This is a genomic window from Veillonella sp. T11011-6 (genome assembly GCF_002959755.1).
Classification (GTDB): domain Bacteria; phylum Bacillota; class Negativicutes; order Veillonellales; family Veillonellaceae; genus Veillonella.
The window spans coordinates 177,681-193,038 of sequence record NZ_PPCW01000005.1 but is presented as its reverse complement, the minus strand read 5'-3'; the positions used below and the strand labels follow the sequence as shown (position 1 = coordinate 193,038).

12 protein-coding genes and 1 tRNA gene are annotated in these 15,358 nt (G+C 37.3%); 5 read left to right on the top strand and 8 right to left on the bottom strand.

Translation table 11 applies throughout. The features are described 5' to 3' along the window. Window positions 1-9: 9 nt before the first annotated feature. A complete protein-coding gene (locus tag VRHSUH10_RS08280; RefSeq protein ID WP_105085266.1) occupies window positions 10-1,245 on the top strand; it encodes an FprA family A-type flavoprotein in 1,236 nt (411 codons plus the stop codon). Between the two features lie 60 nt (window positions 1,246-1,305). Here the strand turns inward: VRHSUH10_RS08280 and VRHSUH10_RS08275 are convergent, their stop codons facing one another. Further along, window positions 1,306-2,031 (bottom strand): response regulator transcription factor, encoded by a 726-nt coding sequence (locus tag VRHSUH10_RS08275; protein WP_105085265.1) that lies wholly within the window; start codon window positions 2,029-2,031, stop codon window positions 1,306-1,308. After that, window positions 2,028-3,527: a HAMP domain-containing sensor histidine kinase gene (locus VRHSUH10_RS08270; protein ID WP_105090183.1), complete on the bottom strand. Its 1,500-nt coding sequence runs from the start codon at window positions 3,525-3,527 to the stop codon at window positions 2,028-2,030. Before VRHSUH10_RS08270 ends, VRHSUH10_RS08275 begins: the two co-directional genes overlap by 4 nt. A gap of 159 nt (window positions 3,528-3,686) precedes the next feature. Here VRHSUH10_RS08270 and VRHSUH10_RS08265 point away from each other — a divergent pair, with 159 nt between their 5' ends. The 3 genes from VRHSUH10_RS08265 to VRHSUH10_RS08255 all read left to right on the top strand — a co-directional run bounded on the left by VRHSUH10_RS08265 (window position 3,687) and on the right by VRHSUH10_RS08255 (window position 6,006). After that, window positions 3,687-4,316 carry a phosphatase PAP2 family protein gene (locus VRHSUH10_RS08265; protein ID WP_105085263.1) on the top strand — a complete coding sequence of 210 codons (630 nt, stop codon included), beginning with the start codon at window positions 3,687-3,689 and terminating at the stop codon, window positions 4,314-4,316. 32 nt (window positions 4,317-4,348) lie between these two features. Further along, complete coding sequence (locus tag VRHSUH10_RS08260; RefSeq protein WP_105090182.1) at window positions 4,349-5,821, top strand: glycosyltransferase family 39 protein; 1,473 nt, start codon at window positions 4,349-4,351, stop codon at window positions 5,819-5,821. A 94-nt stretch (window positions 5,822-5,915) separates the two neighbouring features. Beyond that, window positions 5,916-6,006, top strand: a tRNA-Ser gene (locus VRHSUH10_RS08255). A gap of 195 nt (window positions 6,007-6,201) precedes the next feature. Here the strand turns inward: VRHSUH10_RS08255 and mmuM are convergent. From mmuM to VRHSUH10_RS08240, 3 genes are all read right to left on the bottom strand, one after another. Further along, window positions 6,202-7,227 carry a homocysteine S-methyltransferase gene (gene mmuM, locus VRHSUH10_RS08250; protein WP_105090181.1) on the bottom strand — a complete coding sequence of 342 codons (1,026 nt, stop codon included), beginning with the start codon at window positions 7,225-7,227 and terminating at the stop codon, window positions 6,202-6,204. A 77-nt stretch (window positions 7,228-7,304) separates the two neighbouring features. Then, window positions 7,305-8,090: a basic amino acid ABC transporter substrate-binding protein gene (locus VRHSUH10_RS08245; protein WP_105085260.1), complete on the bottom strand. Its 786-nt coding sequence runs from the start codon at window positions 8,088-8,090 to the stop codon at window positions 7,305-7,307. Window positions 8,091-8,459: 369 nt separating this feature from the next. Continuing rightward, window positions 8,460-10,397 (bottom strand): OPT family oligopeptide transporter, encoded by a 1,938-nt coding sequence (locus tag VRHSUH10_RS08240; protein ID WP_105090180.1) that lies wholly within the window; start codon window positions 10,395-10,397, stop codon window positions 8,460-8,462. A 244-nt stretch (window positions 10,398-10,641) separates the two neighbouring features. On the opposite strand from VRHSUH10_RS08240, the gene pepT reads away from it, so the two are divergent. Then, window positions 10,642-11,865: a peptidase T gene (gene pepT / locus VRHSUH10_RS08235; RefSeq protein ID WP_105090179.1), complete on the top strand. Its 1,224-nt coding sequence runs from the start codon at window positions 10,642-10,644 to the stop codon at window positions 11,863-11,865. 206 nt (window positions 11,866-12,071) lie between these two features. Here pepT and VRHSUH10_RS08230 read toward each other — a convergent pair whose 3' ends face one another. The 3 genes from VRHSUH10_RS08230 to VRHSUH10_RS08220 form a co-directional block, all read right to left on the bottom strand. Further along, complete coding sequence (locus VRHSUH10_RS08230; RefSeq protein WP_105090178.1) at window positions 12,072-13,322, bottom strand: MFS transporter; 1,251 nt, start codon at window positions 13,320-13,322, stop codon at window positions 12,072-12,074. Window positions 13,323-13,641: 319 nt separating this feature from the next. Then, entirely contained in the window at window positions 13,642-14,235 is a 594-nt protein-coding gene (locus VRHSUH10_RS08225) for a DNA glycosylase (RefSeq protein ID WP_105090177.1), read from the bottom strand. 135 nt (window positions 14,236-14,370) lie between these two features. Next, window positions 14,371-15,309, bottom strand: a complete 939-nt coding sequence (locus VRHSUH10_RS08220; protein ID WP_105090176.1) for a hypothetical protein — start codon at window positions 15,307-15,309, stop codon at window positions 14,371-14,373. Window positions 15,310-15,358: the final 49 nt, after the last annotated feature.

Here is a 15,358-nt window from a genome sequence, read left to right as displayed (position 1 = left end):
GATTTTATTATGCATTGTGCTCAGAAAATGACCCATAATATCTACTGGATTGGTAGTAATGACTGGACTACAGAACGTTTTGAAAACTTATTCCCTATTCCAAATGGTGTTAGCTATAACAGCTATTTCATCGATGATGAAAAAACTTGTGTTGTAGACTCTGTTGATGCAGAAATTCGCGAAGAATACTTTGACAACTTGACTCATCTTTTGAATGGTCGCGACCTTGATTACATCATTGTAAACCATATGGAACCAGATCATTGCCAAACATTGTTAGACACATTGGAACGCTATCCAAACTGTAAAATGGTTGGTAATGCTACAACATTCCGCATGTTTGAACAATTCTACAATACTCCAAAACCTGACCAATATTACACAGTTAAAGAGGGCGATGAAATTTGCCTAGGTAAACATACTCTTGTTTCCTACACTATGCCTATGGTTCACTGGCCAGAAGTAACTTGTACTTATGAAAAATCTACAGGCACATTATTCTCTGCAGATGCTTTCGGTACATTTGGTACAGTTAATGGTAACATCTTTGCGGACCAAACTGATTACGTTGCTACCTACGAAGATGAAGCTCGTCGTTACTACACAAATATAGTTGGTAAATACGGTCCTCAAGTACAAAATGCGATTCGTAAAGTTTCTGGTCTTGACATCAAACGCATTGCTCCACTACATGGTCCTATCTGGCGTACACCTGAAACTATCGATTATATCTTGCGCAAATACTTGCACTGGTCCAGCTACACAGCTTGTAAAAAAGGTGTTGTTATTGCCTTCGGTTCTATGTACGGTAACACTCGTGCTATTGCACAACAATTGGCAAAACAATTGTCTAAACGCGGCGTAACAGATATTAAAATCTATGATGTTTCCAAAACTAACGCTTCCTACATTATCGCTGATGCTTGGAAATACACTAACTTGGTAACAATTGCACCTACATACAATTTGAACCTATACCTTACTATGGAAAACTTCATTCATGAATTAAAAGCACTTAACTTCCAAAACCATAAGGTATCCATCATTGGTAACCACTCTTGGGCATCTGCTGCAATGAAAACAATGGTTGCTCACTTTGAAAACGACTTCAAAGACATTGAAATCATATCCGAACCACTTGATATCAAATCCTCTTTAAAACCAGAAGATCTTCCAAAAATCGAAAAAATGGCAGACGATATCAAAGCATCCATCGATGCAGCTGAAATTAAAGAAGTATTATAATTGAATAGAAAAAGCTAGAGGCTCGTAGACAAGAAAATCTATGAGCCTCTAGCTTTTTTTCTATTTAATTATTTTATAATTGTCCCATTGGTGAAATCGATACCCTACGCCCCATACGGTATCTATATATTGTTCACCATTATATTTCTTATCCACCTTTATACGCAATCGATTCACGTGAACCATAACCGTAGATGTTTCACCAAAAGAATCTGCCTCCCACAGCCTTTCATAAATCTCTTCTTTAGTAAATACACGGCTTGGATGTGTAGCTAAAAGGACTAGAATCTCGTATTCTCTTGGTGTTAAAGGTACAACCTCATCATGAAGTAGTACCATACGGGATGCCAAATTAATTTCAAGGTGCCCTGCTGTAATCTTAGGTTCTTCAACTTTCACAGGAGATGCAGTAGAGGCTAGTATTCTTTCAAAACGTTGAATGTGAGATTTTACACGTGCTACAAGTTCTACAGGGCTAAAAGGTTTGGTTAAATAATCATCTGCTCCTATTCCTAACCCTCTAATTTTATCAATATCTTCACGTTTAGCACTAACCATTAGAATCGGTACTTCCTTCTTCATACGGATATCTTTACATATGGAGAATCCATCCTTTTTAGGAAGCATTATATCTAGGATAATACAGCTATAATCATTTTGTATGGCTTTTTCTACCCCCGTCACGCCATCAGTGGCAATCTCGACTTCAAACCCTTCAATCTCTAAATAATCCCTTTCCAACTCGGAAATTCCTTTATCATCTTCTATGATCAAGATTTTTTTCATGCTTCCTCCAACTCTGTCATAATTGGAAATTCCATAATAATCGATAGACCGGAACCATTCAAACCCTTTTCGGCCCAAATTTCTCCATCCATATCCATTACAATTTGTTTTACAATGGCAAGACCTATCCCATTCCCGTTAGCCACTTCACTACGGGCCTCATCAGTGCGGAAAAATATGTCAAATAGTTGATTTAATGATGCTTCTGGTACACCTATTCCATTATCGGTAATGGTAAGGCGAACCCTATGATTCTGATAGACAGTGCTAACATTAATCTTAAGTGGATCTGTACTCCTATATTTCCAACTATTGGAAAATATATTATCCAGTATTCGTACAAATTGTTTTACATCAGTTCTAAGAAGTTGGTCAGATTCACCATAAGACTCTACCAGTATAATCCCTTTATCTTCAAAATCTCCTTTATGTCTTTCTATATATTCAGAAATAACTTGATTCAAACTAACTGGTCTATAATCATACACAATCTGCCCAAGCTCAAGCTTTGAAAAATCAGACAGCATAGATACTAATTTCTCAATATTACCAGCCATAATATATATCATTTGTACATAATGAGTTTGCTTTTCTGGAGTTCGTGCAACACCATCTAAAATACCACTTGCATAGCCCTTAACAGATGTAAGCGGTGTTGCAATATCATGGCAAATGCCTGCAATCATTTGCCTCCGTTTCTCTTCATACTCTTCACGCAATTGCTTTTCTCTGGCTAAGGATCTTTGCATATTATTAAAAGCCTCACAAGTTTCTCCTAACTCATCATGATAGGTCACTTTAATAAGACTAGGTGTAACCCCTTTCTTAATATCTATAGCAGCCCTTTGAAGATATTGTAAAGGTAATAAAATTTGCTTAGACAAGCGATTGGCAATATAAATACCACCAAATACAGCCGATGCCACTACTAAAGCAAGAGCTAGTCCAAATAGAAACTCTACCAGTACCTTCTCATCTGTTTCATGTCCCATCGATTTTGCCATAAAGGGGATGTGTCCCGCTCCAATGACCAACATACCGTCACCATAACGATTAACATATGTCAATCGATCACCATCCCATTCATAGTATCTACTATCATTATCTGTAATCAATCCTATTTTCTTGAAAGTAGACACTATATGCTCACCATCACTGTCAGGTGTCATATATAGTACCGTATCATCTTTCATAATAACAACATCAACGCCTTGCGCTTCTATAACAGATGTATTATTACGTAAGCTAAACACAGTCGTGTCTTTAGATAATAACTTTTTATTTATTTGTTCTAGTTCGAATTGAAGGATTTGAGATTGTATCGTACTAGGTGCTAACATCATCCAAGAGCGCTGCTCTATAGGGTTAGAAAACCGCAACAAACTCCAAATACCACCAACCAGTAGGAATAGTGTAATAAGTGGTATCACTAGCATTAATAAATTACTGAGCAATAATTTATATTGTACCTTTAGGTTTTGAAACCATGTATTCATAAAAACCTCCTTTAATAGCTCCATTATAAGCATAAAATAACATTATCCTATATCATCTGTACACCTTTCTAATATTGTTATAAGGTCGTAAGATTTTCGTAAGATTTCTCCGATATGATGTATGCATTAAGAAAACCATACTCAACATTAGGAGGAATTATGAACTACGAATTGTTTCAAGTCATTAATAATCTAGCAGGTATAAGCCCAATTTTAGATCAATTCATGATTTATATAGTAAAATTTAGTGCACCAATCATGGCTATACTAGTAGCGACCCTATTAGGGCTTGGCCTTTATACAAAAGATAAAGAGCTTACTATGAATAGCATACATACAATCTTACTATTAGGAATTACGCTTGCTATACATCAAGTAATCGGTTTTTTCTATGTAGAGCCACGACCATTCGTATCTCATACAGTTAATCTCTTGCTAGTACACAGTGCAGATCCAAGTTTTCCAAGTACACATGCTATGGGAATGAGCGCTATAGCTCTATCTCTATTTGCTGTATATAAAAGATTAGGCTCCATTTTAATTGCCCTAACACTTCTTACAGGATTTGCCAAAATATTTGTAGGGCATCATTATCCTATAGATATTATCGGTGGTTTTATTATTACCTATGTGTTATTTCTTTTATATAATAAGTTACTCAAACAAAGAATTACACCATATATCAGTAATTTAAAACATATGCAAAGACACCTTAGCACTATATTTAAACGATCCAGCGTTCTCATTATAGAGTCTCAACGCCCCTTAACTAAGCGTTTCACAAAATAATTTATTTTTCAGACTAATAAGGACTAATAAATATGCCACAAATTTGTAGTAGATGGATCCATGCTAAATACTTTCATATAACAATAATCCTAATAATCTCAGGAATACTATATCTTCTAGGAAATGCGGGCCTTGCCATTACGGATCCTGTAGAGTCCAATTATGCTTTAACAGCAAAGGAAATGTTATTAAATCAAAACTATTTTTCTCCTCAGATTTTTAACCACTATTGGTATGATAAACCTATCTTTTATTATGTAGAGCTTATCATAAGTTACAAACTATTCGGCATTTCTAATTTCGGAGCACGCTTTTTCTCCGCTCTATTAGGAGTGGTGAATATTGGATTGCTCTATAGCTTTGTACATCAGATACGAGGAAAAAAGACGGCTGTTATCGCCGCTATTCTATATGCTACCTGTGCGGAATTCTGGATTATCTCCAAAGCTGTCATTACCGATATGACGCTAGTATTATTCATCAATATTACCTTGATGAGTTTTTATATTGGGTACCGAAAGCATATGTTACATCAAAAATATGCTACGTACTATTATATAGCTTATATAGGGGCCGCTCTAGCAGTATTAACAAAAGGTCCTATTGGATTTTTATTGCCAGGACTCATCATCCTCATATATTTAGCTGTATCACATAATCTCAAAGAATTATTATATCTAAAAATACCACTAGGCTTATTACTACTTACTTTCATAGGTGGGAGTTGGTATATCTATATGTATACAATGCATGGTAGTGATTTCATCAATGTATTTTTGGGAGTCCATAACTGGTTACGTGCTACTGTGTCAGAACATCCCCAATTCAATGTATGGTATTACTACATTATTGTAACACTCATCGCCCTATTCCCATGGTCTTTTATTATATCCTATAAGCTTTATACACAAAGAAAGCGCTTACATAAACACAATCATATAACCCCCTTCACCATCTTTTTAGGTATATGGGCCTTAACTGTACTTATATTTTTTACTTGTATGGCTACTAAGTATACAACATATACCTTCCCAGCTCTTGCACCTATGACAATACTTATAGCGATACTATGTAAACCACATTATCGTTTCATTCGGAAAGCAGCAATATTAACTGTAATGTTATATGGTATATTAACCTATACAGTAGCGATGCCACTAATGAATCATGCATCGTCTGTTATTACCAGTCAATACATCCTCAATACTATTTCCGATAATGCAATGATTATCAGTGCGCGTCATGATTATCGTGTATCAACTACGTACTATAGCAATCACACAATTTATAAATTGGAAGCAACCCGAGACAATTCTATAAATCCTATGAGTTTATCATGGGATGCAAAAAAAATCATGCCCTTAGCTTATGCTAACGAATTACCTTCCAATACCGCCATCTATTTATTAACAGATTCTGATCAGTTTCCTAATAGTCTAAATAAATCAGAATGGACATGTATTGAAAGCAATGCAGAGGTAGATATCTATAAACACAATAAATAGCTATCGAAAATACTATACTCCATCAAAAATTTTCTTGACATCTAAACTCCTATCTAATATACTATACAAGTACCTGTTACACAACAGAATACATGGAGAGGTGTCCGAGCGGCTGAAGGAGCATGATTGGAAATCATGTGTGCGGTTATCCCGTACCCAGGGTTCAAATCCCTGTCTCTCCGCCATAGTAAAAGCAGTGCTTATGCACTGCTTTTTTATTTCTCTAAAGAGAGGCAATACTTATCTCCTCTTTTATACTTTCAAAATAATATATTATCTTATATCTTATATCTTATATTTTATATCTTATGTCTCATATCTTAACTCTATATAACAAAAGGCTATTCGAAGATACTTCGAATAGCCTTTTATAGTCTCACTTATTTATGAATTTTCTTTGCAATATCACCGATGATTTCAGGTGTTGTTCTACAGCAGCCACCTATAATATTAGCACCATCCGCGCGCCATGCATCTACGTAATCAACAAAAGATCCAGGGTCACCATACCAAGTTTTAGTTTCACTATCATAGCTTTCACCAAGATTTGGATATACAGCAATTGGTTTATCGGTAACTGTACGAATATCCTTAACTAGGGACTCTACATATTCTGGCTTGGTGCAATTGATACCAAGGCCAGTTATAGGACGAACCTTATCGATCATTTCCGCACATTTAATGATGGTTTCCCCACTAGAGACATGATGTTCATCCTTACAAGAGAAGGCAATCCAGCCAGGAATCCCCCTTGATGTATATGGATCAGACATGGCTCGAGCAATAGCAATGGCCTCATCATAAGATGGTATCGTCTCAAAGGATAGTATATCAGGATTTTCTTCACAGAATAAGGCTAAGCGAGGAATGTGGAACACCTCGAGATACTCAGTTTGTACATCAGGATAACCACGGTACTCAGAGCCATCCGCCAAAAAAGCTCCGTATGGGCCTACAGAGGCTGCTACCAATGGTTTCGGTAATGCACCTTCGGAAAAGTACTTAACGCCATCTGCTGTTTCTTCTCCCAGCTTAATACCTCTAAGTGTAAGCGCCCCACTCGCTTTGGCTTCCACGAACTCATTACGAGCTTGTACTGCTAGACGAACAGATAGCTTAACGAGTTCTATGGCCTCTTCCGTACCAAGCCCTAATCCTTTAAAACCTGCTACAGTTGCTTGATAGCCAGAGCTTTGAATAATGTCTGCTCCAGCCGCTAGGTAGGAAATATGTATTTTCTTGATGATATCCGGTTGATCCATAAGAACCTTGGCAGACCACAACTTATGTTGAAGATCACAGCCATAACGTTCTAATTCTGACCCTAACCCACCATCTAAAACGAGGGCGCCCTTCTGTTTAATTATATCTAAAAATGCTCTTCGTTTAGCCATCATATCACCCATTCTATACTTTACCTCTTACAACTTGAGGCTTACCAAGCGTATTATATCAAATAATATGCTTGGGTACTATCTACAAACTATTTTAACACCTCTGCTGGTGGCTCCTTACCAAACCATTTTTTATAAATCTCAGCATATTTGCCATTTGCTTTAATCTTAGCTAGGCCATCGTTAATTTTATTGAGAAGCTCTGTATTACCTTTTTTCACAGCAATACCAAGTGGTGCCGCATCATAGTCTTCTCCAGTGACTTTTGCAATACCTTTCCCCTTCCCATTAACATAATATTCGTTTACCGGCGTATCGTTAATAACTACATCGACGCCTTTATTTTGTAGTTCTAAAAAGGCATCAACGATGATATTGAACTGGCGCACATCAGCATTAGGAATCTTGCTAGCAATTTCAGCCCCCGTAGAACCAATAGATACACCGATACGCTTGCCTTCTAGATCCTTAAAGCTATTAATATTTGTGTTATCTATATTAACAACGAGCCCATTACCTGCAATATAGTATGGTTTACTGAAATCTACAGATTTTGCTCGTTCTTCAGAAATGGTCATATCTGAAATAGCAATGTCGATAGTATTACTTTGCAATGCAGGCAACAGTGCATCAAAGTTCAAGTTTTGAATATCCGCTTCGATGCCCTCTTCTTTTGCAATGGCATTGATAATATCGATATCAAAACCTGCTAACTGACCACTATCTTTATCTTTAAAACCAAAAGGTGCATAGGTCGCATCAGTACCAACGCGCCATACCTTTTGACTACTATTTGTATTTCCACAGCCCGCAATAAATAGACTGCTAGCAATTGTAAAAGCTCCCAAAAGAGCTGCAATTTTCTTAAATTTCATAATTGCCCCTACTTAACCCTGTTTACTTAGAAACAGGAGTTCTCTTCAATCAACTATTATATCTATACTTACATTATATGAACATAATAAAAATAATACCTCTAGAGGTATTATAGTATTATGATAACATTCGATATAGTTAAGGTCAATTAATCCGACTATATTAATAGGTATTATATTAATATAGTTTTAAGTTATACCGAAGAAATTATTGATAGACACAGGAATAAGCCTAAAACTAACAATAAAAAGACCGCCTTCACCAAGCACAGATAATACTCGGTAAAGGCGGTCATCCCTAGAGTAGAGAATTCCTAACAATTTTTAATCAAACAAAATACTCACATTCTTAAGGGTATATCTTATTCTTTATTTAGCTTTTTTAGCTTTTACGTACATAGCTACTTTGTACAAGAATATGCAAAGTAATAAGTACATTACGATACTGAGGTATGTTGCTTCTGGTGTTTCAACCCAGTCTTGAGCGAATACATCAACACCTGCAATACGAAGTACGGCACTGAATAAAGAACCAATAGCACCACCAGCTACGAGACCAGATGCAATTGTGCTACCTTTGGAGAAGCGAAGATCTGCCAATTCTTTATCTTTTGTACTATTTTGTACGAAGTATGCAATCAAACCACCGATAAGTAATGGTGTGTTGATTTCCATAGGCAAGTACGTACCAAGTGCAAATGCCAATGGTGGAACTTTTACCATCCACAAGATAATAGCGAATAATGCACCAGCCATGTATAGAGGCCATTGAGCACTACCACCAGTCATCATTGGCTCAATGATAGCAGCCATAGCATTAGCTTGTGGAGCATTTAATGCATGGTCTCCTACGAAGCCATATGCATCGTTCAAGAGGATCATAACGCCTACAGAAAGGACTGCACAAAGAATGGTACCAACGATTTGCCATTGTTCCATTTTCTTAGGTGTCGCACCTGTCATGTGCGCTACTTTGAGTTCAGACATGAAGTTACCAGCCATACCGATGGTTGTACCGATGAAGGATGCCATCATGAGGACTGCAATCATGCCTACCTTACCAGTCATACCTGCAGCTGTTAAACATACAGCGGAAATGATAATCATGAAGATTGTCATACCAGATACTGGTTCTGTACCTGTATAAGCAATGGAGCTGATACCAACTACAGATAATAGGAAGGACATAATTAGAACGATTAAGAATGCTACGATTGTTTGGGAGAAGCTTTCAGCATACATAAAGTGGAAGTATGCTGCGAATAGAACTGTACATAACAAGATGCCAGCGCCAATCCAAGATGTAGGTACGTCGCGTTGTGTACGAAGCAAGTTAACATCTACAGTTTTGGAACTGAAAATATCAAGCACTGCATTTTTAACAACACTAGCTACGACTTTGGACATATTGAGTAAGCCGATGATACCTGCCATGGCAAGCATACCAATACCAATATGACGAACATAGTCTAAGAATACTTTACGAATTGGAGCCTCTGCAAGTGGAACTGCATGACCATTGATTTGCATGATATGTTCCGGAGCTAAATAGTATACGATTGGAATACATACGAACCAAGAGAAGAAGGAACCAGCTGCGATAATAGCCGCATACCGTAAGCCTGTGAAGTAACCAAGGCCAAGCAACGCAGCATCTGTATCTACAGCAGCATTTAACTTAGTTGAATCTGCTAGAGCAGAACCCCATTTAAATGCAGTAGTACGGATAACCTCTTCCCACCAGCCAAGGCTGTTAAGAATAAAGTCATATACAAGAGCGATAAGACCAGAACCAAGCATGAGTTTCGCTTTGCTACCTTCATTACTCATTAGTACTTCAGCAGCAGCACGACCGCTTGGGAACGGATACACATAGTGCATTTCCTCAACAAAGTAGCGACGGAACATAACGCATAATAGAACACCAAGTACGCCACCAAGGATGATAGGAATCGCCATCTGTACAAAGGATACATCTGTAACATTCCAAATGTATAGAGCTGGCAAGAAGAACATCGCACCAGCTAATGTGTTCGTACTAGAACTAGCGATAGCCTGAATGTGAACCGTTTCAGCAAAAGCATTTTGCCGTTTCAAAATAACTGCTGTACCCATTGCAAGTACAGATACTGGAGCAAAGGCATCTACTGTTTGACCAATTTTCAAACATAAATAACCTACAGCCAGTGTGAAAATTGCCGCATAGAATAGGCCCCAGAATACTACATATGAGTTAATCTCTACGTAATCCTTCTTAGGATCCAATACGGGTTCTACGGGCGGAATAGAACGAGTTTCGTCCGACATGGTAAAACCTCCTCACAGAAAATGTACAAACGTATAACTATTCACCTTTATACTAACACGGCACTATATATGGTTCAATGCTTTTCTATGCATTATGCGAATAAAATATCACACATTCCATAAATATTTATTTTGCATTTTCACCGCCCCTGTTCTACAATGAAAGTATATTAAGAATCTTTATTATGTACAGTATATATACCAGTATGTATAACACGTATGTTTACTTACGAGGAGGCTCATTATGGAATCAATGGTCGAACGTTTTGTACGCTATACAAGCATAAATACACGGTCTAACGAGGAAAGTACAACAATTCCTAGTACTCAAACTCAAGTAGACTTTGCTACTAATGTGCTCGTTCCTGATTTAAAAGCAATCGGTTTAGATGAAGTTATTTACAACCGTGAAAATGGTTTTGTCATCGGCACATTAAATGCTAATACAGATGAAAAAGCACCTGCTATCGGCTTCATTGCTCACATGGATACAGCAGACTACAACGCAGAAAATATTAAGCCTCGCATCGTTGAAAATTACGATGGCAGCGATATTTGCCTTAACGAAGAACATCAAATCTTCACACGTCGTGCAGATTTTCCTAATCTAAAGAATTACATCGGTAAATCCTTAGTTGTCACAGATGGTCTTACGCTCCTCGGCGGCGACGACAAGGCGGGTATCTGTGAAATTATGGAAGCCCTCGCGTACCTCGTAGCTCATCCAGAAATCAAGCACGGTAAAATCATGTGCGCTTTCGGTCCAGACGAAGAAATCGGTACTGGCGCCGATCACTTTGATGTAAAACAATTCCCTGTTGATTTTGCCTATACAATTGATGGTGAAAGCCTCGGTCAACTTGAATACGAAACATTCAATGCTGCAGGCGGTACAGTGACCCTCAAAGGTGTATCTGTTCATACAGGCACTGCCAAAGGCATTATGATCAACTGTGCTAAATTAGCAATGCAATTCGATTCTCTATTACCAGGTGCTGCTGTTCCTGAACACACATGTGGTCGTCAAGGCTTCTTTATGCTTATGAGCATGGAAACACAAGTAGATACTGGTAAAATGAACTATATCATCCGCGACCATGATAAAGAATTGTTCGAAGCGAAAAAAGCATTCTTCTTACAAGCTAGTCAAACATTAAATGAAATCTATGGCCGTGAAGTATGTGAAGTATCTGTAAAAGATCAATACTACAACATGTACGATATCATTAAAGATAATATGGAATGCGTTAACGTAGCTAAAGCTGCTATGGAAAAAGCGGGCATCACTCCTATTTGTGACCCTATCCGCGGTGGTACAGACGGTTCTAAAATTTCCTTCATGGGCATTCCTACTCCTAATATCTTTACAGGCGTAGAAAATCTACATGGCCGTCATGAATTCGCATGTATTGATGACATGAAAAAAGCCGTAGAAGTTATTGTAAATATCGTCAATATTGAGAAATAATAGCTTACAATCTAACCACTCATGCACCTATACTACTAGATGCCATTTGAAGGATATTTAAATACAAAACTAGCATTCTAAAACACAATGAAATTCTAAGATATCTTAACACCAAAAAAGGACTATACGAAATCTTTCGTATAGTCCTCTTAATTTAGTTATAATATCCATCTACTGAAATAAAACTAATCAAATCAGAGTACATTCTACGCAAGTTTACCATTGCGTTTACGATTTCTAATTTGTTCTTCTTCAGCACGAGCTTTCAAAGAAAGATCTTTTTCAGTACCTACATAACGACCATATAAGAAATAGTAAGCAACAAAGGCAAGAAGCGCTACTACAACAGTCACGTGGAACATGCTTGTATAGCCTACTACCTCTTTAATGGCACCTAAGATGTATGGACCAAAGCCTAAGCCCATATCTAAGGCAATAAAGTATGTGGATGTGGCAACACCAATACGGTGAACCGGCACAATTTTAACAGTTACGGCTTGACCGTTTGACATAAATGTACCGTAACCAAGACCAACAAACACAGCAGATAAGAGTATAAGCCATGTAGAGTGAGCGATGGACAATAAGAAAATACCAAGTGCTAAAGATATGAAGCAAGGGTAAAGAACGAAGTTTTCCCCTTTCATATCAAATACAATACCAAGTAATGGTCTTGTTATCGTAATAACTACAGCATACACAACAAAGAAGAATGTACCTGCTAAGATAAGATTTAAATCTTTTGTATAGGCTGCCATAAAACCGATAACACCAGAGTATGCAAAACCTACTAGTATAGAAACAAGACTAATAGAATTCATACGTGGTTCGATATAGTCAGAGATTTTAATGCCTTTATGTTCTTCAGAATCAATATCGAGCTTAGGTTCATCAAATTTCATGATAACGGAACCAATACCACAAAGGATGATAAGAGCAACACAGAAGGCAATGATAAAGTCATAGCCAAGGCTATGAAGCATCAAAATCCCTAAGAACGGACCTACTGCAGCAGCAAGAGATGTAGATAAACCATAGTAGTTAATCCCTTCACCACGACGTGATATAGGAATAATAGCCGCTACGATTGTACTTGTAGCTGTAGATGTAATACCGTATGCAAAACCATTTAAGAAACGAACACTATCGAGCATCAATAAATTAGGTGTATAGAAGTACATGGCTGTTGAAACCAAATAAATTAACAAACCAAGGTACAACATCTTACGACAGCCTAAGATGCTGATAAAACGTCCTGCTAACAACCGAGCAACAACGGTACCAATAATATAAATACCAACGGCCAAGCCAGCTTGACTTGCTGTAGCATGAAGATTATCCTTTGCTACTACCGCAATAATAACGATTAATAAGTAATAAATCAAAAATACTAAGAAATTAATCAAAGTATCGAGGACAAAGGATCTTGTCCATAAGGCCTCTTTAGCCTTATCCATAATATCAACTCCATTTTCTTAAACTATTGTCAACCATTTGCGACAACGATTAATTATAAACCTCTCATTCTAGAAATCAAGAACTAAAATGTTATAGAACTCATTACTTTTATTTATAACAAGATATGTGTAATCAATCATAATATAGATATATCCATTTTTATAACTCACATTAATTTTTGATAATAAAAACACCTTTGATCGTTTATATTATATCCCCGAAGATACGATATAACATCAAAGGTGTTATTTATAAATAATTAGTTAATGACTTTTCTATATAGCTGATACATCTATATGCTTTATACATCTACCTATATTATTTTGTTTTTAATCCACACGCCTTAAAGAAGTTTTTATAAGCTTCAGTTTTTTTAGCAAGGCTCAACGGATACGCACGAGATGTAGATGGTAATCGCGTTAACGTCAATTCGCGACCATTAAACACAAAGGGAATTGTCTCCCCTGTTTTAGGCAATTTAACCTTTTCTGGTAAAAGACTCAACAGAATTTCTGTGGCCTTACCACCTGTGGTACCAATATGTTTACAGTCTGGAATTTGTTCCAGTACTTCTGCCAATGGTACAGGTTCAACAACCTTAAGAAATGCATCCGATGCATTCCCCTTTTCGCGTATAGCTTTTAATACAGTAGGACAGGAAGCAATCCCTGCTTCAGATAAGAATGCTTTAATCTTATCCGGATCAAAGGCTTTTTCCTCCCCTTTTCTAAAGTGTTCCTTATCGTCAAAGAATACTAAGCCATATACGCGCCACATGTCATTTTGAAAGTTAGGATAATGAAATTCCATAGATCGCTTTTCGGAAGTTGGTGGGAATGTCCCCATCATCATCACCGTCGTATTCTTTGGTAAGAACGGTGGAAATGGTCTAGTTTCAATTGTTTCTGCCACAGAGCATCAACCCCTTTCACAATCTAGTATGAACTCAACTTTCAGCATAATATATGAACTATATCACATATCCAAATCCATTAACTAACAGACTAAGCATTACATCAGTAGTCACGTACTAATCATATACAGTCTTTATTGACCGATTGGTTGAGATACTAATGTATTAATATGATCAAATCCTACTGGTGTAGGAGATACGAGATACAAGCATACAACAGCAGCTACAGCAAAGCCAATCGCTAAGTAGGAGAAGCTGCCATGACGTGGAAACTCGTACAAACCAAATAGACGAATACCGATAGCCGCACCAATAGCAGTAATCAAGGATGGTATGGAGAAGATATTATACAGCCCAAACACCACCATGAGACCTGCATAACCACCTACTACAGTAATCATTGGTAACATACGATCCATTGGATTTGGAATAGAACGAGTTAGCGCTGCTGGATAATAGGATGCTTCTACACCAAACATCCCCAAGAATAAGTTGAAGTCAGCCCAAATTGTTTCCCATGCACTTCTAAAAGCATCTCGATGGTTACCTACATACCAAGCAAAGCCTGTAATAATTAAGATGGCTAAACCAGCACAGATGAAATAATAATCACTAGGAATTTTAGGACCCGCATAAGCACCTACAGCCGTTACAACAGCACTTAAAACAGATGTAACAATAACGCGATGCAAACGAGGTCGCTTATTTTCAGGAATGCGTTTGTATACAGTAGCTAACAATTCTAGTACAAAGCAGGCCATAAAGATGGCAATCCCTGCAGCGGGTACAAAGAATGCTGCAACCAAGCTTAAAATAAATGGAATGCATAAGCGCCATTTAGGAAACAATACAAGATCTTTATAATCTAAACGAACATCTTGTGTTTCCATTGTAAAGTTGTTGTACACTACAAAGAGTAGCATAAACGCAATAACATCAATAGCATTAGCGCCCCAAATCAATAGGGTTGGTACGATAATCATCGACAAGGCCACCCCAGATACACGGGATAAACCAGCGGCTGCTATGCCAAGTAAGAAAAACGGTATTAAAGCAGATATAATTTCAAGCATAATATTCCTCCCATCATTGTATAAATTTAAGTATATAGTATCTACCTCA

Excerpts from the sequence above, each read along its gene's own strand:
- VRHSUH10_RS08265 (WP_105085263.1), top strand. The coding sequence starts at position 3,687 with ATGAACTACGAATTGTTTCAAGTCATTAATAATCTAGCAGGTATAAGC.
- VRHSUH10_RS08230 (WP_105090178.1), bottom strand. The coding sequence starts at position 13,322 with ATGGATAAGGCTAAAGAGGCCTTATGGACAAGATCCTTTGTCCTCGAT.
- VRHSUH10_RS08260 (WP_105090182.1), top strand. The coding sequence starts at position 4,349 with ATGCCACAAATTTGTAGTAGATGGATCCATGCTAAATACTTTCATATA.
- pepT (WP_105090179.1), top strand. The coding sequence starts at position 10,642 with ATGGAATCAATGGTCGAACGTTTTGTACGCTATACAAGCATAAATACA.
- VRHSUH10_RS08280 (WP_105085266.1), top strand. The coding sequence starts at position 10 with ATGCATTGTGCTCAGAAAATGACCCATAATATCTACTGGATTGGTAGT.
- VRHSUH10_RS08220 (WP_105090176.1), bottom strand. The coding sequence starts at position 15,309 with ATGCTTGAAATTATATCTGCTTTAATACCGTTTTTCTTACTTGGCATA.
- VRHSUH10_RS08275 (WP_105085265.1), bottom strand. The coding sequence starts at position 2,031 with ATGAAAAAAATCTTGATCATAGAAGATGATAAAGGAATTTCCGAGTTG.
- VRHSUH10_RS08240 (WP_105090180.1), bottom strand. The coding sequence starts at position 10,397 with ATGTCGGACGAAACTCGTTCTATTCCGCCCGTAGAACCCGTATTGGAT.
- VRHSUH10_RS08245 (WP_105085260.1), bottom strand. The coding sequence starts at position 8,090 with ATGAAATTTAAGAAAATTGCAGCTCTTTTGGGAGCTTTTACAATTGCT.
- mmuM (WP_105090181.1), bottom strand. The coding sequence starts at position 7,227 with ATGGGTGATATGATGGCTAAACGAAGAGCATTTTTAGATATAATTAAA.
- VRHSUH10_RS08270 (WP_105090183.1), bottom strand. The coding sequence starts at position 3,527 with ATGAATACATGGTTTCAAAACCTAAAGGTACAATATAAATTATTGCTC.